Source organism: Acetobacteraceae bacterium (assembly GCA_004843345.1).
Taxonomy (GTDB): domain Bacteria; phylum Pseudomonadota; class Alphaproteobacteria; order Acetobacterales; family Acetobacteraceae.
The window spans coordinates 1,070,231-1,092,691 of sequence record CP039460.1 but is presented as its reverse complement, the minus strand read 5'-3'; the positions used below and the strand labels follow the sequence as shown (position 1 = coordinate 1,092,691).

The 22,461-nt window shown below is 44.7% G+C and carries 17 protein-coding genes; 11 read left to right on the top strand and 6 right to left on the bottom strand.

Features of this window, described 5'->3' with window-relative positions:
- Positions 1–12 precede the first annotated feature (12 nt).
- The 4 genes from cydB to cydD are packed head-to-tail and all read right to left on the bottom strand — an operon-like array spanning position 13 to position 6,346.
- Positions 13–1,161 (bottom strand): cytochrome d ubiquinol oxidase subunit II, encoded by a 1,149-nt coding sequence (gene cydB / locus FAI40_05490; protein QCE35755.1) that lies wholly within the window; start codon positions 1,159–1,161, stop codon positions 13–15.
- Positions 1,162–1,165: 4 nt separating this feature from the next.
- Positions 1,166–2,758: a cytochrome bd-I ubiquinol oxidase subunit CydA gene (locus FAI40_05485; GenBank protein ID QCE34846.1), complete on the bottom strand. Its 1,593-nt coding sequence runs from the start codon at positions 2,756–2,758 to the stop codon at positions 1,166–1,168.
- Between the two features lie 49 nt (positions 2,759–2,807).
- Positions 2,808–4,580 carry a thiol reductant ABC exporter subunit CydC gene (gene cydC, locus FAI40_05480; GenBank protein QCE34845.1) on the bottom strand — a complete coding sequence of 591 codons (1,773 nt, stop codon included), beginning with the start codon at positions 4,578–4,580 and terminating at the stop codon, positions 2,808–2,810.
- Positions 4,577–6,346 (bottom strand): thiol reductant ABC exporter subunit CydD, encoded by a 1,770-nt coding sequence (cydD, locus tag FAI40_05475; protein QCE34844.1) that lies wholly within the window; start codon positions 6,344–6,346, stop codon positions 4,577–4,579. The genes cydC and cydD overlap by 4 nt, the downstream gene beginning before the upstream one ends.
- Before the next feature lie 366 nt (positions 6,347–6,712).
- On the opposite strand from cydD, the gene FAI40_05470 reads away from it, so the two are divergent.
- From FAI40_05470 to nikR, 10 genes are all read left to right on the top strand, one after another.
- Positions 6,713–8,647 (top strand): hypothetical protein, encoded by a 1,935-nt coding sequence (locus tag FAI40_05470; protein ID QCE34843.1) that lies wholly within the window; start codon positions 6,713–6,715, stop codon positions 8,645–8,647.
- A 319-nt stretch (positions 8,648–8,966) separates the two neighbouring features.
- The gene (locus tag FAI40_05465; protein QCE34842.1) at positions 8,967–10,664 is read left to right on the top strand and encodes a hypothetical protein; all 1,698 of its coding nucleotides are present in this window, start codon (positions 8,967–8,969) and stop codon (positions 10,662–10,664) included.
- A gap of 133 nt (positions 10,665–10,797) precedes the next feature.
- Positions 10,798–11,562 (top strand): HAD family phosphatase, encoded by a 765-nt coding sequence (locus FAI40_05460; protein QCE34841.1) that lies wholly within the window; start codon positions 10,798–10,800, stop codon positions 11,560–11,562.
- Between the two features lie 375 nt (positions 11,563–11,937).
- Positions 11,938–12,033, top strand: a complete 96-nt coding sequence (locus FAI40_05455) for an SHOCT domain-containing protein (GenBank protein QCE34840.1) — start codon at positions 11,938–11,940, stop codon at positions 12,031–12,033.
- 104 nt (positions 12,034–12,137) lie between these two features.
- Positions 12,138–13,706 (top strand): nickel ABC transporter, nickel/metallophore periplasmic binding protein, encoded by a 1,569-nt coding sequence (gene nikA, locus FAI40_05450; protein QCE34839.1) that lies wholly within the window; start codon positions 12,138–12,140, stop codon positions 13,704–13,706.
- A 1-nt stretch (position 13,707) separates the two neighbouring features.
- Positions 13,708–14,652, top strand: a complete 945-nt coding sequence (nikB, locus tag FAI40_05445; protein ID QCE34838.1) for a nickel ABC transporter permease subunit NikB — start codon at positions 13,708–13,710, stop codon at positions 14,650–14,652.
- Entirely contained in the window at positions 14,649–15,491 is an 843-nt protein-coding gene (gene nikC, locus FAI40_05440) for a nickel ABC transporter permease subunit NikC (GenBank protein ID QCE34837.1), read from the top strand. Before nikB ends, nikC begins: the two co-directional genes overlap by 4 nt.
- Positions 15,488–16,288, top strand: coding sequence for an ATP-binding cassette domain-containing protein (locus FAI40_05435; GenBank protein QCE34836.1), 801 nt, complete (start codon positions 15,488–15,490; stop codon positions 16,286–16,288). Before nikC ends, FAI40_05435 begins: the two co-directional genes overlap by 4 nt.
- A complete protein-coding gene (locus tag FAI40_05430) occupies positions 16,285–17,052 on the top strand; it encodes an ATP-binding cassette domain-containing protein (GenBank protein ID QCE34835.1) in 768 nt (255 codons plus the stop codon). Before FAI40_05435 ends, FAI40_05430 begins: the two co-directional genes overlap by 4 nt.
- A 53-nt stretch (positions 17,053–17,105) precedes the next feature.
- Positions 17,106–17,507, top strand: a complete 402-nt coding sequence (gene nikR / locus FAI40_05425) for a nickel-responsive transcriptional regulator NikR (GenBank protein QCE34834.1) — start codon at positions 17,106–17,108, stop codon at positions 17,505–17,507.
- An 18-nt stretch (positions 17,508–17,525) separates the two neighbouring features.
- On the opposite strand, the gene FAI40_05420 is transcribed toward nikR, so the two are convergent.
- Positions 17,526–19,862, bottom strand: a complete 2,337-nt coding sequence (locus FAI40_05420) for a TonB-dependent siderophore receptor (GenBank protein QCE34833.1) — start codon at positions 19,860–19,862, stop codon at positions 17,526–17,528.
- 228 nt (positions 19,863–20,090) lie between these two features.
- Between FAI40_05420 and FAI40_05415 the strand changes: the two genes are divergently transcribed.
- Positions 20,091–20,996 (top strand): hypothetical protein, encoded by a 906-nt coding sequence (locus tag FAI40_05415; protein ID QCE34832.1) that lies wholly within the window; start codon positions 20,091–20,093, stop codon positions 20,994–20,996.
- A 36-nt stretch (positions 20,997–21,032) separates the two neighbouring features.
- Here FAI40_05415 and radA read toward each other — a convergent pair whose 3' ends face one another.
- Positions 21,033–22,460: a DNA repair protein RadA gene (gene radA / locus FAI40_05410; protein ID QCE34831.1), complete on the bottom strand. Its 1,428-nt coding sequence runs from the start codon at positions 22,458–22,460 to the stop codon at positions 21,033–21,035.
- Position 22,461 lies beyond the last annotated feature (1 nt).

Here is a 22,461-nt window from a genome sequence, read left to right as displayed (position 1 = left end):
TTCCTGTTTGACTTAGTAGCCATGATCATTCTGAATGACATCGTTAATGGTCACTTTGCCACGCATCGCCCAATAGCACCAAGCCGTATAAGCAAGGATCACTGGAATAAAGACACCAGCCAAAAGAACCATGCATGTCAATCCATACTCACTGCCAACCGAGTTCCAAAGTGTTAAACTCTGGTCAGGGTTTTTGTAAGAAGGCATTAAGAATGGGAACATTGCAGAACCGACAGTGCCGATAACACCTGCCCAAGCAACAAGACCTGTCCACCATGCCAAACCTGCTTTTTCAAGTTTAATCAAAGCAGATTGTGCCAAGATTGCAAGCAATCCAAGTGCTGGGAAAATCCAAAGAATTGGATGGGCACTGTAATTACCAAGCCATGCGCCTCTGACCATTTCAGCATGCTGACCAATCAAAGGATAAGATGCCATCGCTGGATCAGCGCTCACCATGTTGAAGCCTGTCATTTTAGAGACATAGAAACCACCAACAAGGAAAAGAACAGCAGCAACAGGACCTGCGAACACGCCCCAAGCCTGCGCTCTTTTGTAAAGAATACCAACACCATCAACCATGATGATGGAAGCACCTTGCTGAATGCTCATCGCAACAGACATCAAGCCGCAAAGAAGTGCAAATGGATTAAAGATATAAGCAAAGAAGGATTCATCTTGAATATACTGACCATCCCAAATGAAGTGATAACCAATACCTTCCAAAATATTTCCGATTGCCATACCGAAAATCATCATTGGACCAAAACCAGAAAGGAAGAAAGCCCAATCCCAGCAAGTACGTCCAAAGTTAGATTCAACCAATCCACGATATTCAAACGCAACAGGGCGTAAGATCATCAAGAAAAGAAGAAGAATCATCACCACATATAATGCGGAGAAAGAAGTCCCATAAAGAGTAGGGAAAGCGGCAAAAATCGCACCACCACCAAGAATGAACCAAGTTTGGTTCCCTTCCCAGTGAGGACCAATCATTGCCAAAAGTGTGCGGCGTTCATCATTATCACGCCCCACAAAATTGAGCATTGTGCCAACGCCCATATCCATACCGACCATCAGGCCAATCATGGTAAGAAGGACAGCTAGCAAAAAGCCCCAGATTAATTTACAGGCCACATAGACCGAAAAGCCCGCTATCATCATATTAGACCTCGCTATACTGGCTGATGTGCTGTTCGTTTGGGGAGTGTTCCAACAGGTTTGTTGGGCCTAAACGGGCAACACGGAACATCAGATACATTTCGACGATGATGAATGCTGTATAAATAAAAGCAAATCCCGCCAAAGAGAAAACCATGTAGCTGACACTGTGAGAAGAAGCAGAAACAAATGTTGTTAGCTTCTCGAAAACAGTCCAAGGCTGACGTCCGCACTCTGCAACGATCCAACCATATTCTGTTGCAAGAACAGGCAATGGAATGGAGTAAACAAGCGCTTTAAGCACCAATGGGAAGTTTTCGATTTGGTGTTTCAAGCTCAGCCATGCGCTAATACCGAAAAGCAACAAGAACCAACCTGCCAAGAAAACCATGAAGCGGAAAGCCCAGAAAGTCACAAAGACATTTGGAAGAATGTCTGGCTGAGTTGCTTTAACAACATTATCAAGATCATCCGCTGTAATTTGCGAAACATCCTGTAATGGCGCATGTGGCATAGCCAAGAAGCCATAACCAAGATCACCCTCATGGGCACGGAAAAGATCTAAATCATCCTGAGATTGTGTTTTTGCATAAGACTGCAAAGCGGTAAGCGCTAGGATACCAGAACGGATCTTTGGATCTGCCTGTTCCTCAAGTTCACGCATCCCCAAAACAGGCGTGCTGAAACTATGCGTAACCAATGGGCCCAAAACATATGGAATCCCAATTTCAAAATGGTTTTTCTGTGCTTTCTGATCTGGAATAGCAAAAGCTGCCCAAGGCGCAAAAGGAGGTTGGGTTGTTTCCCAAATGCCTTCCATTGCATCAAGTTTCGTTGGCTGTTCCTCGTAAGCAGAAACCCCAAGAGCATCCCCAGCAACAACGGATGCGACAATGGCAAAAATACCAAAAACAGAAGCCATACGAAGGGAACGAAGGGAAAAGTCACGATACTGACCACGGAGCAGGTAAAAGGCACTAATGCCCATCACCAACATTGCGGCGCAAACATAACCAGCAATAGAAGTATGCACAAATTTCGCCTGCGCATCCATGTTAAAGACGACTTGCTCTAGGCTGTCCATTTGGAGACGCATGGTGTGCGGATCAAAATATCCGCCACGAGGCACCTGCATATTCCCGTTGGCAATAAGAATCCACAAAGCAGAAAGGTTGGAGCCAAGGGCAACAATCCATGTCACTGCCAAATGAACGGGACGGCTTAGACGATCCCAGCCAAAGAACATGATGCCGACGAAGGTTCCTTCCATAAAGAAGGCAACGAGCCCTTCGACCGCCAATGGTGTTCCAAAAATATCACCAAAGAAGTGTGAATACATTGACCAGTTGGTCCCGAATTCAAACTCCATTGTCATACCGGTGGACACACCGAGAGCAAAGTTAATACCAAAGAGAAGTCCCCAAAATTTGGTGATCTCTTTGTAAAGTTCACGACCTGTGATGACATAAGCTGTCTCACATGCCGCTAAAAAGAATGTCAGCCCTAAAGTTAGGGGGACAAACATAAAATGGTAAAGAGCGGTCAATGCGAACTGAAATCGCGAAAGATCCACTACAACCGGGTTAATTAGATCCACTATAAATCTCCTGAATTCAGGAAAAAGAAAATACGCCTATATCGAACGATTATACTTTAGAAGCGCAACCGAGCTTTGAAAATTCCTCCGGACAAAATTTTCCATCCTGTAACCGTAAGACACGATCCATAAATACCAAAGGTTCCTGCCGATGCGTAATACAAACGACAGCCGCCTTAGGCAAAGCATTAAGAATCGAAGATATGAGTGCCGTTCCAACATCTGAAGGCAAGCTTTCAGTCGGTTCGTCAAGAATAAGCAATTCGGGCTTACGGAGAAGTACCTGTGCAGCGGCAAGCCTACGGCCCTGCCCCCCAGAAATACGAATCCCCTGCTGCCCAACTTGAGTATCCAAGCCATTCTCCATCTGCTTGACCTCATCTGCTAGCCCTGCCAAAGCAAGAACATCCCACATTTCCTCCGTGCTCGCTTCGGGACAAGCAAGGAGGAGATTATCACGCACGCTTCCAGCAAAAAGATGGAAATCCTGCGCCATAACCCCAACTGACTGGAGAGCCTTGTCTTCGCTAGCTCCCCCTAAAAGAGAGCCTTTAATCGAAATACTTCCTGAACTTGGAAGCACGAGTCCTGCTAAAAGCCGGACTAAACTAGTCTTTCCAGCCCCCGAAGGGCCTATAATTGCTACGCGTTCCCCTTGATTTAACACCAAAGAGATTCTATCCAAAACAGGATAATCCTGCTTAGGATAAAGCAACATAACCTCATTAAGTACCAAAATATGCCTATTTACAGACGGAAGAACAATCTCTGTTGCAATATGTGTCTCTACTGTGGCAGATTTATCATCTTTTTTTTCACCCAATGAAGACAGTGTTTCAGGTAAATTCTTGTCTTTTTCAGGCTCTCCACAGAGGGCAACGATCCTCTCATTCGCACGCTTAAAACGATGCCATGCCAACCTCGCATCCACCAGAGGGGCAACAAACTCAAAGGCGGCCAAAGCCCCCAGTGCTAGCATCGCTATTTGCGGGGCTGAGAGTTGATTCTGTAAATAAGCTTGATCGGCTAAAAAGACCGTAAAAATCAATGTCACAACCGCCAAAACTGGCACAAGATGACGTAAGAGATTTACACGGGAGACCTCTTTTAAGGCTGAATCATTCACCTTGGACTGGATGGTTTGAACTTTTTTAAGGCGCTCTTCTGCTTCGCCACAAAATAAAATATCAGACATTCCCTGCATGTCCTCGACCAACTCCCCTTGGAGGGACTCCATCTGCTTCGCATTCTCCAAAACATGATCCGCCACGAACAAACCAGCCAAAGAAGGCAATAACAGACCCGTCAAAAAGAGGGCAAAACAGAGCAAAACACCGCAAGGCAACGAAAAACAGGAAACCAAAAGAGAGGCGAGAATAGAGGAAATTACCGCCGTTCCAACGACAAGCCAAACATCCAAATAGACCTGACCCATTTTTTCTGTATCTGTCACGCAGCGCCCCAAAAAATCCCCTCCACGGGTCATTTGAGATAAGCGTACAGAATGCGGAATAAGCTGCCGAAAACACCAAGCTCGCAAACGTCCCGTTGATCTTAAAGCGGCATCATGGTTGAGCAGACGATCTCCATAGCGGGCAACAATTCTTGAAATGGCTAAAAAACGAACCCCTGTGGCTGGCAGCGCAATATTAAACATATTCCGAGCCACCAAACCGCCTATTCCAGCCGCTGCTGCTGCTGCAAGCAACCAGCCAGAAAGAAACATCAAACAAAAATTAGCCATTGCCGCAAGACAGGAAAGCAGGAGACCTAGCCATAAAAGCCAACGATAAGGCCCCATGATATAGCGCATGATTTTCATGATTGATGCGCCCCCAAAGATTCTTTTGAAACAATCTTTCCGTGATCTAAATAGAGGTTTTGAACCGCTAAATCGCCAACATCTTCACGGTGCGAAATGACAACCACAATCCTTCCTTCCGCAGAACGTTCTATCGCCTTAGCCAGCAACTCGGCATTTTCCTGATCTAAATCTGCAGTCGGTTCATCTAGCGCCAACAGAGTCGCTCCACTTAACAAGGCCCTCGCCAAAGCAAGACGCCTTACCTGCCCCCCAGAAAGGGGCGCTCCCCGATCTCCCAGCTTAAACGCAAAGCCCCCCTCGAAATTCTCAATAAAAGACAAAGCGCCAGCTTCTTCGGCCGCTTTGCGCATTTCTTCTAATGTCGCATTTGGCGCAGACAGCCGAAGATTTTCAGTAATTGTCCCTGCGAAAAAATACGGGCTTTGAGGCACCCAGCCTGTTTTAAGATGTGAACGGGCACTATATTTCCCGTTTGCGAGCTTCAAAAAAATTTCACCTTTCCGCATCGGAATCATCCCAAGTAAAAGGCGGAAAATCGTTGTTTTCCCCGCGCCGCTTGGCCCTGAAATAACCGTTAATTTATTTTTTAGAAAAACAGCTGAAAAATCATCAATCACATTTTCGCCGTCCCTGTAGCCAGCGCAAACTCCTTTAAAAACAAGAGATTCCAGCTGCTCGGCACTTACCTGATCCACCGATGGCTCTGGGCTTTTGCTGGATTGCTTTCGAGCCTCTTCTGCTAAAGGCGGAAGCGACAAAAGATTTAACAAAGGCTCAAAAGCACTCTGGGCATTCTGACGTGCATGATAGGAATTAGAGAAAATACGCAAAGGCAAAAAATATTCAGGCGCAAGTAACAAAATAAAAAAGGCGTCCTGAAAAACAAATGTGCCCGCTAAAAGACGTCCGCCAAGTACCACCGCCACAATCGCAATTGAAATAGAAGCAAAAAACTCTAAGACGCCTGAACTTAAAAAGGCGATCCGCATCACCTTAAAAGTCTCTTTACGGTGCCCTTCGGCCATCTTTGCAACCCATTTAGCGCCATGATGCGCCCGCCCAAAAAGCCTCAGCGTTGTCATACCTTGTAAATAATCCAGAAAAGAACCGCTTAAACGCAGCAATTCATTCCATTGCCTATCCATAACAGCCTGTGCCGCATAGCCAACCAGAGCCATAAAAACAGGGATTAAAGGCCCTGTAATCATCAAAACAGCAAAACTAATTTTATCAAGAGAGAAAACAACAGCTAAAAGAATAACAGGTAAAATCACCATCGCCGAAAGACGTGGAATGTAACGGGCGATATAAGGACCTAGCGCCTCAATCCCGCTTGATAGAGCCGTTGCTGTTTTACCCGTAGCCTCTAAATCCAGCGCCACAGGGCCTGCGCAAAACAAATGCGCCATAACTTCCATTCTTAAATTAGAAATTGCCTTAATCGCCGCCTTGTCCCCAAATGTATCGGCTTGGGACTGTAAAAGAGAGCGCACCCCCACAGCAAACAGCAGCAAAAGCAGCAATTTTTCTTCTTCAAAAATAGTTTTTTGATTGAAAGCCAAATCTGTTACCAGATGAGCAATAATCCCCATCTGCAAGACCAAAAAGATACTCGCAACAGCCCCTAAAAGAACAGAAATAATAAGATATTTTTTAACTGGCTTTGTGACATCCTCCAACGAGGAAATTGTTTCTAACGCCTTTTCTTCCGAACTTATGGAAGAAGAACGCTCTGTTGACGTTTCTTTAAGAACCTTATCCATTCCGCTCCTACTTCCCTTTCGTAGCTTTCCACCGCTACCTTACATTGCTTAGCGCAAACTCAGGTTGAATCAAGCTATCCCAGCTTTCATAGCAGAGAGACCTTCAAAAAGGAAAAGGCCTTTTAAAAAATCTCCTCCGCCATGGCTAAAAACGAATAGTGTAAAAACAAATATTTCACGTCTTTCCACAGACACGCGCGCCTAAGGCTGAGATTCAATAAGAAAAATCCTTGTAAACAAAAGAACGCTTAGATAGAATTCCAGCTGAAAAGTCCTATCTGATTTTATAAATAACAGAGGCTATTTTGGAACAGGGCGCTCACTATTACATCAGTCTTTTTATAAAGACTTTTAGGCTACGCTATCGTGTGCAAGCCCTTGCGCGCGGGTAATGCTACGCCCAAAGGGTGTTACCGGTCAAGTTTCTTTAAAAAACTTCTCCCAAGCCTTCGGAAGGTTTTAACTTTCCAAAAACATATTTGTACCTACTCCATACGTTTTTCTTTTATCCCCTCCTACCGTTTGATTGGGATGAGTTTTGCCCTTTATTGCGGTTGCCTGTACCCCTGCCGTGGACATGCAGAGGAAGCTTCTGACCTCAATTCTCTCAAAAAACTAGAAGAGAAAATGTCCCGCTTAAAACAGGACCTCATTCTCCTCCAAGAAAAACAAAAAGTCGAAAATCAGCAAATTCGGGAAGAACTCATAAAAGAACGTGAAGAAACAGAAAGCGATCCTTATCAAGGTGCAGATATTGATCCACCACATAAAACCTCAGACCTTGCTGCCCCCCCAACCTTTACCCAGATGGAAGAGAGGCGCGTCCAAATCGAAAAAGGCGACTGGAGCAGTACAGCCCCCCTTAAAGATGTCACAACAGATCTGCTTGCAAAGCCTGAAATGGCACATACCTTTTATGGACATTTAACGGATACACCTGCGGCACATGAAGATCCAAAAGGTCCTTTGCGCAGAGGTCAATTACAAATTGGCGGTCTCCGAGTCACTCTTGGCGGTTTTATTGATTTTGATATGTTCTGGCGCTCCCGCAAAATGGCCGCCGACCAAAACTCTGCATGGAATGCCATTCCTTGGGGAAACTCTCCCTACCATGATACTTCTGAATTCCAATTAACAGCGAGACACTCTCGTCTTTCTGCCCTTGTTGAAGGGCAAATAACCCCACACACAACTGTTGACGGCTATGGGGAAATTGACTTTGAAGGCTCTGGCTCTATGTCAAACAGCCGCACTTCAAACTCCTATATTCCAAGGATGCGTGTTGCTTATGCCGAAATTAAAAACTCCCATTCTGGATGGTTTTTAATGGCTGGCCAAAGCTGGTCACTCATGACCCTCAATGCCAAAGGCATGCTTCCCCGTGATGAAGCCGCACCTTTGACCGTCGATGCAAATTATCTCCCTGGATTTACCTATACAAGAGCGCCGAGCCTTCGTATCGTCAAAGCGTTTGGCATTCACGGAAAACATGAGCGCTTTTCGATTGGCGCCGCCTTGGAAGACCCTTCTGCAACAGCTCCCTCTGTCGTTCCAAACATCCCTGGCGTTGGAACGATTACAGATCGCCACTCAGGTACAGGCACAAACAACCCCGATACTTATTACGCCAGCAACTATGCACCTGATTTTATCCTCAAGGCCGCTGCGGATCCTGGCTGGGGACATTTTGAAGCCGAAGGCGTTATGCGCTACTTCCATGACACAACCCAGAAAGTAGGCTCTAGTAAGGGAAATACGGCCATCGGCGGTGGTGGTGGCGGTGGATTCCTCTTGCCTTTCTTTGGCAAAAAATTAACACTTGAAGCTTCTGGGCTTGTCGGTGCTGGCATTGGGCGCTATGGCGCAGCCCAGCTGCCTGACTATACTTATAATCCTGACGGATCCATTCGCCCTCTGCCTGAAGCAAATGTTCTCACAGGATTTATTTTCAACCCTGTTAAATGGGCACAATTTTACGGCTATTGGGGCATGGAAAAAGTGCTGAAACGAGAATCCTTTCAGTCTAGCGGGATGCCTTTTGGCTATGGAAACCCCCATTACTCTATGGAAGGCTGCTTCGGAGAAAATACAGGTCAATGCATGGCGCAACAAAATGTTGATTATATTTCATCTGCTACGGGTGGTGTCTGGTTTACCCCTATTTCTGGTGATTACGGCACCGTCAAAACGGGAATCGAATATTCCTACACATGGGAAACCGCCTATGGCGGTACAGGCGGGAAGCCTCGCACAGATGAGAATACGGTCTTTTTTGACGTGCGATACCTTCCTTTTGGATAAAAAAGCAAACAAGATGACACAGACAACCCGTACAACGTAAAATGCTTTTGATTTCTTTTAGGTCTTTTATTATTCTCCTATCATTCGTTTAAAAGGGCCCTTCACTTTGACGCTTTTTTCTTCCTTTTCTGATCAGATTTCCTCGAAAAGCACTGCTTCTTCGAATGTGCAAATCTGCATTCAAAAAAAGGTAAAAAAAGCAAATAAAAACAGAAAAATCCTTAAATACTCCGTACTTCTCTTAAGTTTTTTCAGCTTTTCTTACGGGCAGACACATGCTAGCGAAACAGCCAATCAAATTCTGTTTATGGAAAAACAGATGAAAAAAATGGAGAATGAAATTGGCCTGTTAAAAAAGAAACAAGCGCTTGAAAGTCAAAAAATCCGAGCTGATCTCGAACGTCAGCGTGCCATTACAGAAAGCAATCCTTACAGCGGTAGCGGAAGTGGCAATGTTGATACAGATCCTTTCAGTATCAGCAAACCGCCAGGCCTCAATAACTCCAGCAATAAAATTCTGGCAGGCGACCAAACAGACTCTCTTGGCCTTGAAATTGCAGAATTGGCAAAACCGCTTACACCAAGCACTGCATTTGCTGAAGTCAGCGCAACGCCAAATGCGCATCCTGACCTTTACGGCCCTTTACGCCGAGGGCAGTTACAAATTGGCGGTATCCGTTTAACACTCGGTGGATTCTTCGCCGAAGAAGGTATCTGGCGTGAACGTGATACAGGGTCTGCGAACTTAACAGCCTTCAGTGCGACGCCCTGGGGAAACTCACCCTATGCCCAGACAAGTACCTATCAACAAACGGCACGTGCCACCCGTCTTGCCGTCTTAGCTGAAGGGATGATGACTAAAAATCTTGAAGTTGACGGCTATTTAGAAATGGATTTTGGCGGTGCAGGTTCGGCTGCAAACTCACGCCAAAGCAGCTCTTACAGCCCCCGTATCCGCAACGCCTATGGCGAACTTAAAGATATGAAAAACGGCTGGTACATTTTGGCTGGGCAGAACTGGTCCTTGGCAACCATGTCTGCAAAAGGTATGTGGGCGAGAGATGAACAAATTCCGCTGGTGATTGACCTTAACCTTGTGCCCGGTTTTACATGGACACGTAACGCACAGCTCCGTATTGTCAAAATGTTCGCCCATAATAAATTCGGTGTTGGTCTCTCCGCCGAAAGCCCTTCCGCCGTTGTTCCTGGCAGTTTCTGCTCCGATGAAAATGGTTCGAGTTCGGGCTGCACCGAAAACGCACCATGGGGAACGGCCACAATGAGCCATCCGGGAACAGGCACAAATAACCCAAGCACCTACTATGCCACAGATATTGCGCCAGATGTGATTGCTAAAATTACAGCAGATCCGGGCTGGGGACATTTTGAATTTGACGGAATGATGCGCTTTTTCCATGACCGGACCAGTCAAGTCGGCAATGGCCAAAACCATACGGCCATGGGCGGCGGCATCGGGGGCGCTTTCCTTTTACCCCTTATTCCAAACCGCCTGTTTTTCCAAACCAGTGGAATGTGGGGTTATGGACTTGGGCGATATGGTTCTACACAGCTTCCTGATTATACGCTTAATGCGCAGGGATCACCAAAACCGCTTCAAGAAGCGAATTTAATGCTCGGCATGTATGGCAATGTCACGCCGAAACTCCGCCTTTTTGCCTATGCTGGTATGGATACAGTTCTCGATAGCAGCTCTTTCAACACAAGTGTCAATGGCCAAAACTACTATTATGGTTATGGAAACCCGAACTATAATATGAGAGGCTGTTCCATTCCTGGTGCGTCAGCCTCAACCTGTCAGGCGGCCAGTAATCTTCAAATGCTCGGCGAAGTCACAGGCGGTTTCTGGTACACAGCAACAAAAGGCGACTATGGTTCTGTGCTTGTTGGTACGCAATACGCCTTCGACTATCTCAAAGCATTTGCGGGACAAGGTGGTGCGCCTCATACAACCAACAATATGGTCTTCTTTACAGTTCGCTATCAGCCCTTCAGCTAAAGGCTTTTTCTTCCTCAAAAGCCTATTTTTAAATATTTTCTCCCTGTATTCTGGGCTAAATTTTCTATTCTCCTTGTTTTTTTGCCACTAAAAAGATATGCTTGAAGGCTAAAAAATAGATTATATATTCTCTATGCTCGTGCTAAAGTCGCTTATTCGGGCACGGAGACTAAGGAGAGAACGAATGCCTTTACCTGAAGATGAAAATTTCAAAGAATTTCTTGATTTACCAACACCTAAGCTGATCATTTTTGATTGCGATGGCGTTCTCGTTGACGGTGAAACCCTCGCTATGAATGCCATTATTGATTTTGCAAAAGAGCAGGGTCTGGATCTGACAGAAGAAATGGCTGAAAAGCATGCCTTGGGTCTTGCATTGCCACAGGTTGTCAAAAACCTTTCAAAGCTGGCCGGCAAAGAATTTCCTGCTGATTCCGTCCCTCGCCTTAGAAAAATGTTCATTCAGCTTGCAGAGAAATATGCCGAACCTGTCACAGGTGCAAATGCGCTTCTCAAACGCCTAAATGACGCTAATATTCCCTTCAGAATTGGCTCCAACTCTTCTGCGAAAGAAATGGCCGTTAAATTCAGAGCCTCTGGTTTAGAAGACCATATTGAAGACGACAATATTCACTCTGCCGCAGATATTGGCGCACCAAAACCACAACCAGACGTTTATCTCCTTGCGGCGGAAGAGGAAGGCGTGCCACCTAACGAATGTATCGTGATTGAAGACAGTGACCCTGGTGCACTGGCAGCAATCCGTGCCGGCATGCGTTGCATCGTTTTGCGTCCAGCAGATCAAGACGAGCCTCCTGCCTTTAAAAAAGGTGTCGGCGTTATTGCGCATAGCCTGAAACAAGTTGGGGATGTCATCTTCAAAACACTTGAAGACTAAAGACGTCAAACGCATCTCTTCTAAAGGTGTTTTTAAGCGATAAAAAAGGCATGTTATTTTTTAATAACATGCCTTTTTATTGGATTACTCAAAATGAAAACATCATTGCCTTCTAAAAAAGAGCTAGCACCACATTAAACTAAACTATTGCTAAAAACCGTCTCTATCGCATGAACTTATAAAGAGATTACTTTATAATTGATGCCTCTAAAAATGACGTTTACACGACATAAATCATTCTGGATGGTGATGGCTGCTTCCGATTGTCAATATCGTTTTTTGGTGTATGCCAAGCCAAGAAGGCGAAAACCGTTTTGGCGCTGCACCTTTTCCAGCCTCTGCCCCTAAAGAGTCTCTAAATAATAACATCTTGAAATGCTGGAAAAATTGGCCAGCATGAAAAAACAAGGCATTATTACAGAAGAAGAATTCAATCAAAAGAAAACAGAGCTTTTAGGAAAACAGCTCTAAAGAAAATTCTGTAAAATCCATAATTTGTTTTGACGTTTAAAAAGAGATAGATATGTTGTTTTTTTATAAATAGCATATCTTTTCTTTTATTAAGCGTGCCTAAAATGAACCGTAAGATTTTTACTCTCTGCGCTATCGCACTTTTTTGGAGTGTGTTTTCAAATGCACAGGCGCAAACGCTAAATTTTTCTTGGCCTGTCAATGTCGGCCCGCTTAATCCCCACCTTTACACGCCCAACCAAATGTTTGCCCAAGATATGGTTTATGAACCGCTTGTGAAATTTGGGAAAGACGGCAAAATCCACCCCTGGCTTACAAAAAGCTGGAACATCTCTCCAGATCGAAAAACCTATCTTTTTAACCTGAGGGACGATGTTAAATTCTCCAATGGTGAAATTTTTGATGCAAAGGCGGCTAAAGCCAATTTTGATGCCATTTTAGCCAATAGAATACGCCATAACTGGCTCGAAGCGATCAATCAAATTGAATCGGTAAAAATCCTCTCCCCCTTTCAAATTCAAATAAAGCTCAAAGACAGCTATTACCCCTTTTTAGAAGATTTATCCTTTCCCCGTCCTTTTAAATTCATTGCCCTCTCCCAGTTTAAAAATGGCGGAACAAAAGACGGCATTCTTCAACCTATTGGCACTGGCCCATGGATTCTTTCCCAAACAAAATTAGGCGAAAATGATCTTTTCCGCCGGAACGAAACTTATTGGGGAAAGAAAGCAGATTTCAAAGAAATCAATGTAAAGGTCATTCCTGATCCTAATAGCCGTTCAATCGCTTTAGAAACGGGACAAGTGGATCTGGTTCAAGGGACAAATGGCCCTTTAACGCCAGATATGTTTGAGCAGTTAAAACACTCAAACCAATATCAAACAGAACTTTCCCCTCCTTTGGGCACGTTAATGATTGTTTTAAACAGTCAAAAAGGACCAACTGCTGAGCAAAAAGTGCGCGAAGCGCTCAACCATGCCGTGGATAAAGACACCCTGCTATCTGCGGTTCTTTACCAAACGCAAAGCAGAGCCGATACGCTTTTTTCAAAAGAAATCCCTTATGCCAATATTGATTTAAAACCCTATCTTTATGATCCTAATCAAGCTGCGGCGCTTTTGGATGAAGCAGGCTGGAAGCAAACTAAAAAAGGCGAAATCCGTCAAAAAAACGGTCAAAAACTTATCTTAGAACTCTCTTTTGTCGGCACAGATGCCATTATGAAATCTATGGCGGAGATTATCCAAGGGAACTGCAGAGAAATTGGTATCGATCTCCAGTTGATTGGCGAAGAGGAAAGCAGTGTTTTTGCACGCCAGCGGGAAGGCAATTTTGGACTCATTTTTGAAGAGATTTTGGGAGCGCCCTTTGCCCCCGCAGCCTTATTAAGCTCTATGCGCGCTCCCTCTCACGCAGATTATCAGGCGCAACTTGGCCTGCCTGACAAAAAAGAAATTGATAAAGAAATCCAAGAAGTGCTGGTTTCCCAAAATGAAACCGAGCGTCAGCGGCTTTATACAGACATTCTCACACGCCTGCATCAAGATGCCATTTACCTGCCTATCAGCTATGTTCGGGCAATGGCCGTTGCCAATCACAAAATCCAAAAAATTGATTTTGGTGCGACCATGATGGAAATTCCCTTTGAAAAGCTCCAAGAGAGCAAAAATTAAGATGCTTTACTTCACCTTAAAGCGCCTTGCTCTTGCGCCCTTCATGCTTTTTCTCGCCTCTTTATTCATTTTTTTACTTATTCATTTAGGCCCCAGTGATCCTGCGATGGATTATTTACGCCTCTCTAATATTCCGCCAACAAACGAGGCGCTGGAAACAACACGTCAAATGCTTGGGCTGAATCGCCCTTTACTCACCCAATATCTTCATTGGCTCGGCCATGCTGTTCAAGGGGATTTTGGCCTTTCTTTTGCAACAGGCAGACCTGTTTTTAAGGATTTGCTTTATTTTCTGCCTGCCACCTTGGAGCTTGCGGGCGTTGCCCTCCTCTTAACCCTTCTTTTTTCTATCCCCCTTGGTATTCTTTCCGCCAGATACCCCAATCAATGGCCAGACCACCTTATCCGCTTTATTTCCCTGCTGGGCGTTTCCATCCCTAATTTTTGGTTAGCCCTTTTACTTATCTGGCTGTTTCCACTCTCTTTGCATTTACTTCCACCTATGGGAAAGACGGGGATTTCTAGCCTAATCATGCCCTCTTTTACTGTTGCCTTTATGTCTTTAGCCATCAATGCACGCCTTCTTCGAGGAAGCATGTTAGAAGTCTCAGGACAGCGCCATGTCCTCTATGCACGCCTGAGGGGACTTTCGAAAAACAAAATAGAAAAAAATCATATTTTCTTTAATGCCTCCCTTCCAATGATCAATGCGCTTGGCATGTATATCGCTGAACTTATCGCTGGAACGCTCATTATTGAAAGCATCTTTTCTTGGCCTGGGCTTGGACGTTTTGCCGTCTCTGCCATTTTAAATCGGGATTATCCTGTTATCCAATGTTTCACGCTTTTTATGGTTTTGATTTTTATCCTCTGCAATTTATGCGTTGATCTTTTCTGCGCTTGGATTGATCCCCGTGAGCAGACCGCCCAAGAGGTCAAAAAATGATTCCGCTTTCTTGCAAAGGAAAAAATCTTTCCATTCTCTGCGCCTGCCTTCTCTTGCTTCCTTTTGCTTTAGCCGCCCTTTTTGGCAACTGGATCACGCCCTATTCGCCTGACACAATCGATCTGCACCTGCGCCTTGCTCCGCCAAGCAGCACGCATTTTCTCGGAACAGATCCTTTAGGAAGAGATATTCTTTCTCGCCTTATTGCGGCAACCCGGCTTTCTCTCAGCGCCGTTTTAGCTGCCTTAAGTCTTATTCTGCTGCTCGGATTTCTCATTGGAGGCATTGCTGGATTCTTTGGCGGTATCCTCGATCAAATTTTCATGCGCTTAACCGATATTTGCATGATTTTTCCGACCTTTATCCTTTCTTTATTTTTAATTGGTGCTCTGGGAACAGGCATCGAAAATGTGATTTTAGCGATTGCCCTTTCCCATTGGCCTTGGTACGCACGTCTTATCCGCAGTTTTGTGCTTTCTGCACGCTACAAGGAATTCCTCCTCGCTGCCAAAATCAGTGGCGCTAACCCTTTTCAAATTTTTGTGAAGCATCTTCTGCCAATGATTTTTTCACAAATTACCGTCCTCGCTTCGCTGGATATTGGACATATTCTTTTACATGTTGCAGGTCTTTCTTTTTTGGGACTAGGCGTAAAACCTCCAACCGCTGAATGGGGTGTCATGATTAGCGAAGCCTTTCCCTATATCCGAACAGCGCCCTTGCTCATTTTCTGGCCTGGTCTTTGTCTTTTTCTCAGCATTATGGGGTTTAATCTTTTAGGAGATGCCCTGCGGGATCAGCTTGATCCCCATTTCACAAAAAAAGGGGAAAGCCATTGACCTCCAACACCTTGTCCATCAAAAATCTTAACATTTCTCTCAACACACTTAGCAAAAAACAAAACATCGTTGAAGATTTCTCGCTTACCCTCCACGCTGGTAAAGTGACGGCCTTGGTCGGTGCGAGTGGCTCTGGGAAAACAATGGCAAGCCTAGGCATTTTAGGAACACTTCCCTCGAACCTCAGTGCCAGCTACACAAATCTTTCCTTTAATGGAAACCCAATACACCCCGAGAACTTACGAGGAAAAATTGTCGCCAGTATTCTGCAAAATCCCCGCAGCGCCTTTAATCCTTTACGGAACATGCACTATCACGCCATTGAAACCTTAAAAGCACTTGATAAATGGGACGAAACAGCCGAAATTAAAATCTGCAAAGCCCTGTATGCCGCAGGTCTTGAAAATGCAGAAGAAATTTTAACGTCCTACGCTTTTGAATTAAGCGGTGGACAGTTACAGCGCATAATGATTGCGCTCGCCCTTTTGAGTGAAACATCCTTTTTAATCGCAGATGAGCCTACCAGCGAACTTGATCTGATTATACAGTCTCAAATCCTGCAAACCCTTAAAAAACTCACTGAAAAACACGGGCTTGGCATTTTACTCATTACCCATGATCTATCCGTTGTCGCAGCCCTCGCCGATGACGTTGTTATCTTAGAAAAAGGTAAAATTGTTGAACAAACCGATGTTTTAACCCTTTTTAAACAGCCTCAAGCCAAGGTCACAAAACATTTACTAAAAGCGCATCTCTCCCTTTACGGCCTAACCTTAGATGACGAGAAAACGCCTTGACCCTGCTTACAGTTTCCAATCTCTCAAAAACCTATCCCCAGAAAAACGGCCTCAAAAACGTTTTGAAAAATATTTCTTTTTCACTTCATGCAGGGGAAACACTTGCGCTTTTAGGGCAAAGCGGCTGTGGCAAAAGCACTTTAATGCGCCTGCTGATGAGGCTGGAAAAGCCCAGCACTGGCGAAATCTTTTTTGAAGGTCAAAATCTTGCAAACATGAACCGCCAAACCGAAAAAGATTTTTATCAGAATACCCAGCTTATTTTTCAGGATTCTCTTTCCGCTGTAAATGCGCGTTTCTCCCTCAAATCCATTATAGAAGAACCGCTTCTCTATCTCTCAAACCTAACCAAAGAAGAACGAACCGCCCGTGTCAAAGAGCTGCTTGTGCTTGTAAAACTGCCAGAAGACTTCCTTAACAGACACCCTTCTGAAATCAGCGGCGGCCAGCTTCAGCGAATTTGTATTGCAAGAGCGCTGGCTCTAAATCCAAAAATCCTCCTTTTAGATGAAGCTGTTTCCAATTTAGATCTTCATTTACAAGTAGAAACGCTCCACCTCCTCAAAAAACTTCAAAAAAAACAAAAAATGAGTTATCTTTTCGTAACACATGATATACGTCTTGTTCGAAAATTTTCCGATCGGGCGCTCATCATGGAAAAGGGCGAAATTGTTGAAGAAATTACAGATTTTCAAGCGAAAATGACGCATCCTGTCAGTCTTTTACTCTCGCAAGCCGTTTTGCCCCCTTTTCCTATAAAATAATCCAGCTTATCCTAAGACTCCCCAAGAACTTATTTAATTTAAAGAGAATTTCCATGCAGCGCATTACAATTACCATTGACGATGATCTTATGGCGGAGCTGGACGGAATGATCGAACGTAGAGGCTATCAAAACCGATCCGAAGCTCTGCGAGACCTCGCCCGTGCAGGATTACAGCAGGCAGCCATCAAAGAAGGCGATGTTATCAATGATTGCGTTGGTGTCCTGAGCTATACCTACAACCATAATGCCCGCGAAATTTCGAAGAAAATTACCGAAAGCCATCATGCGCACCATAATATTTCGGTCGCCTCAATTCATGTTCATCTTAAACATGAACGCTGCCTTGAGGTCAGTATTCTTAAAGGCAAAACAAAAGAAGTCTGCCATCTTGCAGACCATATACGTTCCGAGCGCCATATCACGCACGGCAACCTGACAATCTTACCCGACTAAAGCGTAAGAAATCCTTTTTTAAAAATAGACGGAGGCGGTGATGCGCCATGTTCTTGGCGTTCCAAGAACAGCGCTGTAGGTTGCGCCCTTTGCCGCCCCATCTGTTGAATCGGCAAAGGCGGAATCCCAGTAATTCTGCCCTGTGACATTATCCACATTGCCACGCACAACGAGCTTATGTCCGCTAATTTGCGTTGCATAACGCACCCCTAAATTAAGCGTCACATATTCCCCTGCCTGCGTGGTGTTGTACACATTGGCCTGACGGGTGCCCACATAATGAATATTCGAGTTAAAGGCTACACCATGCAAAAAAACAGGATGCCAATCTAATGAGAAATCCGAAGCCCATTCTGGCACGCCTGTAACTTTCTTATCTGAAGAAAGCGGATTACCCGTATCGGTAAGACGTGCATGATCCCATGTAAATCCGCCATAAATCGAAATATCTTTCGTTAAAGCGCCTGACATTTGATATTCAATACCGTAATCATTCTGCGCACCGTAATAACCGTAAACAGGAAGACCATCCACCATATTATCTGGATTGGAAAATGCATAAGGACGGGACATCGAAAATCCATCCAAATTGATTTGCAAGCGCTTCCGCCATGTATATTTCACGCCGCCCTCATATTGCCAAGAGCGTACCGGGCTTAAAATAGCATTTTCATTGGCCGTATTGCCAGGGGCTTCTGGGCCAGGCTGAATAGAATTTCCCCAGTTAAAATAAAAATTCAAATTCGTTCTCGGGTGAAAGGTAAAACCAACAGAAGGCGAAAAAACACCATTGGCCGATGTACCACCCGATTTCCCATAAGGCGCTGCCTTGGCATAGTTCGCTTCTGTAATCCAGCTTTCCGAAAATTGTCCCATAATAGTGAATTGCTTGCCAATATCCATGCTGTCGCCGAAAATAAAGGCCTGCTGCTGAGTCATGCTCCCTTCATGGTTTCCCCCATATTGTTTCGGCACATAACCCAAAGGCTGAACAATCGGATTATTTAACCCGGTTATGCCGTAATCTCTGCTCGCCTGTGCGAAATTAGGCTGGGTCAAGGTTGAGTTATAGCCATTTGTCCCAAGATTGATATGATGTGTGATAGGGCCTATATGGAAATCACCATTTAGATAAGCATAATTACTCCAAACCCCATCATAATTATTGGATTTTGAAGCCGCCATCACCTGCGAATAACAAGCCTCTCCAACCACGCCTGCGCCCAAACAACCACTAGATCCCGCATTATAAAGTGTATTCGTAATCGTATGAAGATGACGGGTGCTGCTATCATAAGAGCCACCAAGCTTTAATTTCCAGTGCGGGCTAATATCAATAAAGAGTTTTTCCATGCCATACGTGCTGGAGGCCGTATATCCGCCTTGATTCTGTCCATAGCCTGCTTTGGTTGGATCGGGCGCATCTGGCAAGGCCGTATCCCCACTATAAGCAAAACCAGCTGGCATACCGTAATAGCCGACATTATACTGCCCTGCATCTAGCTCAAATTTAATCCGCTTTGTCAGTTGAATATCAATATCTGCGCTGTATAAATTACGCCACATGTCCGATGTTGAAACATAAGACTGCCCTGTCTGATTCAAATAGTTAAAACGAAGCTTAACAGGGCCTTTTCCCAAAGACGTATCCAAAGATTCAAGCGGCGCACCATTCGAATCATACCCAAAATTAAAATTAAAAAATGGACTTTTTGTTGGACGCTTCAAAACCATATCAACAACACCCGAAGGACTTTCCGGCCCATACATTGAGCCAGCAGCACCGTTCAAAACCGTCATAGACTGAAATTGTTCACTCGTATAAGGCGAACCAAGGCGCACGTTAAAGCCGTCAATACGGGAATTGGCGACAATATCAGCTTGATACCCTCTATTGACCATCTGGGGGCTTGGCGTTGCATATTTCTGAAGCTGAACAGAAGGCATATATTCAAATGCCTCATCCATCGTTCGAACCTGCTCATTTTCAAGCACATCATGCCCCGTCTGCATCACAGAAAAAGGTACTTTTTTAAGCTCAACTTTACCTAAAGGGCCAAAATTAGACTCTTTGTTGAGATAATTAACCTTTGTGCCACTCACCTCATCGGCAACCTTACTGGCAACCCCTTTTACCCGAACCCGTTCCATAGGAGGGCGACTTTCTTTCTCTACCTCTTCCGCATTTGCTCCCAAAGGCAGCGAAAGCAAACAAGCCACAACGCCTAAAATCCTTTTCTTACGGCTAATCACCGCATCCGCAGCAAAAGAAACCTCTGCCCGATGCGCATGTGCCTTTGAACAAGAGCATTTCCTGCCAAAGCATTTTTCATAAAGAGCGTGAAAAGAAGCCATTCAAAACATTCTAAAAACAGTGAAGCATTACCTAAAATATATGTATGATATTTTTTAATAAAAATCATACTATTTTTAAAGAAAAATGCTTTTAGCCCAGAATTGTGTCTTCTCTGCCAAAAATAAAAAGCCAGCCTTTTTAAAGAAGACAGAAGATTTTCTTTTGCCTATATTTAAAATCATCCTCTAAGCGTTTTCTTCCCTCAAAGCAGATTTTAAAGGCCTCAAATGCCAGCAGACTTAATTGGTTTATCCGCCATTTTTTTCTTCCTTCTCATCTTTTTCACGCTCTTCATTCTTTGGAAAAGCTTCATTGTTCTCAATGGCCAAAAATCGGCTGTAATTGAATTTTTAGGGACACCGAGCCGAAATGTCTGGCAATCGGGATTCCATTTCCTTATTCCCTTTTTTATGAAAATCCGTGCCATTATAGATTTACGTCAACAGCAAATAGAGCGAAGCTCCAAATGCAAAACAAAAGATAATGTCTTTGTTGAAATCAAATGGGTCGCACGTTTTCATGTCGTTGACAGTTTTGCCTTCGTCTATAACAATGACAACCCTATTGAAAATCTGCTTTGGCAAATTGAAAATGACCTGCGCCAAATCGCTTCCACCAAAAATTTTGAAGAGCTTTACAGCGATAAAAACACGATTGCGCAAGGTGTTCAGCACGACATGTCCAATGTTGCGCAAAATAGCGGCATGGTCTTAGATACGGTATTAGTCGAACAGCCTATTCCGCCAGATGCCGTCGAAAAAGCCCTCAATGCCGTTACTGCCGCAAGAGCCGAAAAAGATGCGGCGCAAAATCTTGCCGATGCTCAAAAAATTAAACTCATCGGCGTTGCCGAAGCCCAGAAAGAAAGTAAACGCCTTCAAGGGGAAGGAATTGCCGAACAGCGAAATGCCATTGCTGTCGGATTAAAAGAAAGTATTGAGACGATGCGCTTAGATTCAGGGCTAAGCCAAAAAGAAATCGTGGATCTTCTCATGAAAACCATCGATGCCGATATGGTGACAACCTCTGCGCTTAATGGGAACGCCACCCTTATGGTCGTTCCTTATAATTACGCGCAAGACCCAGCCAGCATTTCAACCCTGCCTGTCACCGCAAATATCGTTAAAAAATAAAGCTTTCTAAAAAGGATTGGATTTTTCTAATCCTTTTTAGTTTTTCTCGTTTTGCTGGAATTCTTTCACCAAATCGCTTAAATGTCCAATCGGATAGAGAGTCATTGTCTCGTCCACCTTATCCTTTTTTCCTTTGCCGTGCTGTCGGGGCATGAAGGCTTTATGAAAGCCCATTTTCGCACTTTCTTTCAGGCGCAAAGATGTTTGTGGCGCTTGACGCAATTCACCTGACAAGCCAACTTCTCCAAAGAAAACCGCATCTGGTGGCGCAGGTACACTGGTTGAGGCCGAAAGCAAAGCGGCTGCAACCGCCAAATCTGCTCCTGCTTCTTTCACATTTAAACCGCCAGCCACATTTAAAAAAATATCTTTCCCTGCAAAAGAAACACCACAACGTGCCTCCAGAACAGCAAGGAGCATATTTAACCGCCCATTTTCCCACCCTAAAACAGATCGCCTTGCTGATCCATCGCCTGCTTTTGGCGCTAAAAGTGCCTGAATCTCAAGTAAAACAGGGCGTGTTCCTTCTAAACCGGCAAACACAGCCGAGCCTGCAATATTGCCACGGCGTTCTGCCAAAAAAAGGGCCGAAGGATTAGGCACTTCCATAAGCCCCTTCTCCTCCATCGAAAAAACACCGATTTCATCAGTTGCCCCAAAACGGTTTTTTGCAGCCCTCAAAATTCTAAATTGGTGGCCACGCTCTCCCTCAAAATAAAGAACGGCATCCACCATATGCTCTAAAACTCTTGGGCCTGCCAAAGCCCCCTCTTTGGTCACATGCCCAATCAAAATCAAGGCAAAACCACGTTCTTTCGCCAATCGAATCAGCTCAAAAGCACATTCTCGCACCTGACTAACAGAACCCGGAACGCCACTTGCATTCTCTGACCACATTGTCTGAATAGAATCAATAATCACAGCCTGTGGTGCTTCTTTTTCAGAGGCACTTTCAATGGCCTGCACCACCGAAGCCACCTGAATAGACGAAGCCAAATCCAGCAAATCCAATGCCTTCTTTTGCTTATCCAGTCCAAGACGCCTTGCCCTTAGACGGATTTGATCTGGTGCTTCTTCACCCGAAACGTACAGAACCTTTGTTCCTGCAAAGGCCAAAGCATGTGCTGCCTGCAACATCAGGGTAGATTTACCAATCCCTGGGTCTCCCCCAATCAGCAACGCAGAACCCGAAACAAAACCGCCCCCTAAGACACGGTTAAATTCATTCATGCCTGAATTGATACGGGGGGGCGGATGCGTTTCACCGTCTAGACGGCAAATTTCTAGTTTAGGAGCTGTTCCACGTGAAACATTTGGCAAAATCGTCGCCGTCGGTGCTTTCTGCTCCTCTAAACTATTCCATGCACCACATTTATCACATCTTCCGTTCCATTTTAAGTGAAACTCACCACATTCACGGCACTGATATTGTGGATTTTTAGACGATTTCAAAGCTTTTGCCATT

Bases quoted from the DNA above. Each gene is read 5' to 3' on its own strand.
- cydB (QCE35755.1), bottom strand. From the start codon at position 1,161: ATGATAGCGGGCTTTTCGGTCTATGTGGCCTGTAAATTAATCTGGGGC.
- cydC (QCE34845.1), bottom strand. From the start codon at position 4,580: ATGAAAATCATGCGCTATATCATGGGGCCTTATCGTTGGCTTTTATGG.
- cydD (QCE34844.1), bottom strand. From the start codon at position 6,346: ATGGATAAGGTTCTTAAAGAAACGTCAACAGAGCGTTCTTCTTCCATA.
- FAI40_05465 (QCE34842.1), top strand. From the start codon at position 8,967: ATGAAAAAAATGGAGAATGAAATTGGCCTGTTAAAAAAGAAACAAGCG.
- FAI40_05460 (QCE34841.1), top strand. From the start codon at position 10,798: ATGCTCGTGCTAAAGTCGCTTATTCGGGCACGGAGACTAAGGAGAGAA.
- FAI40_05455 (QCE34840.1), top strand. From the start codon at position 11,938: ATGCTGGAAAAATTGGCCAGCATGAAAAAACAAGGCATTATTACAGAA.
- nikA (QCE34839.1), top strand. From the start codon at position 12,138: ATGAACCGTAAGATTTTTACTCTCTGCGCTATCGCACTTTTTTGGAGT.
- nikB (QCE34838.1), top strand. From the start codon at position 13,708: ATGCTTTACTTCACCTTAAAGCGCCTTGCTCTTGCGCCCTTCATGCTT.
- nikC (QCE34837.1), top strand. From the start codon at position 14,649: ATGATTCCGCTTTCTTGCAAAGGAAAAAATCTTTCCATTCTCTGCGCC.
- nikR (QCE34834.1), top strand. From the start codon at position 17,106: ATGCAGCGCATTACAATTACCATTGACGATGATCTTATGGCGGAGCTG.
- FAI40_05420 (QCE34833.1), bottom strand. From the start codon at position 19,862: ATGGCTTCTTTTCACGCTCTTTATGAAAAATGCTTTGGCAGGAAATGC.
- FAI40_05415 (QCE34832.1), top strand. From the start codon at position 20,091: ATGCCAGCAGACTTAATTGGTTTATCCGCCATTTTTTTCTTCCTTCTC.
- radA (QCE34831.1), bottom strand. From the start codon at position 22,460: ATGGCAAAAGCTTTGAAATCGTCTAAAAATCCACAATATCAGTGCCGT.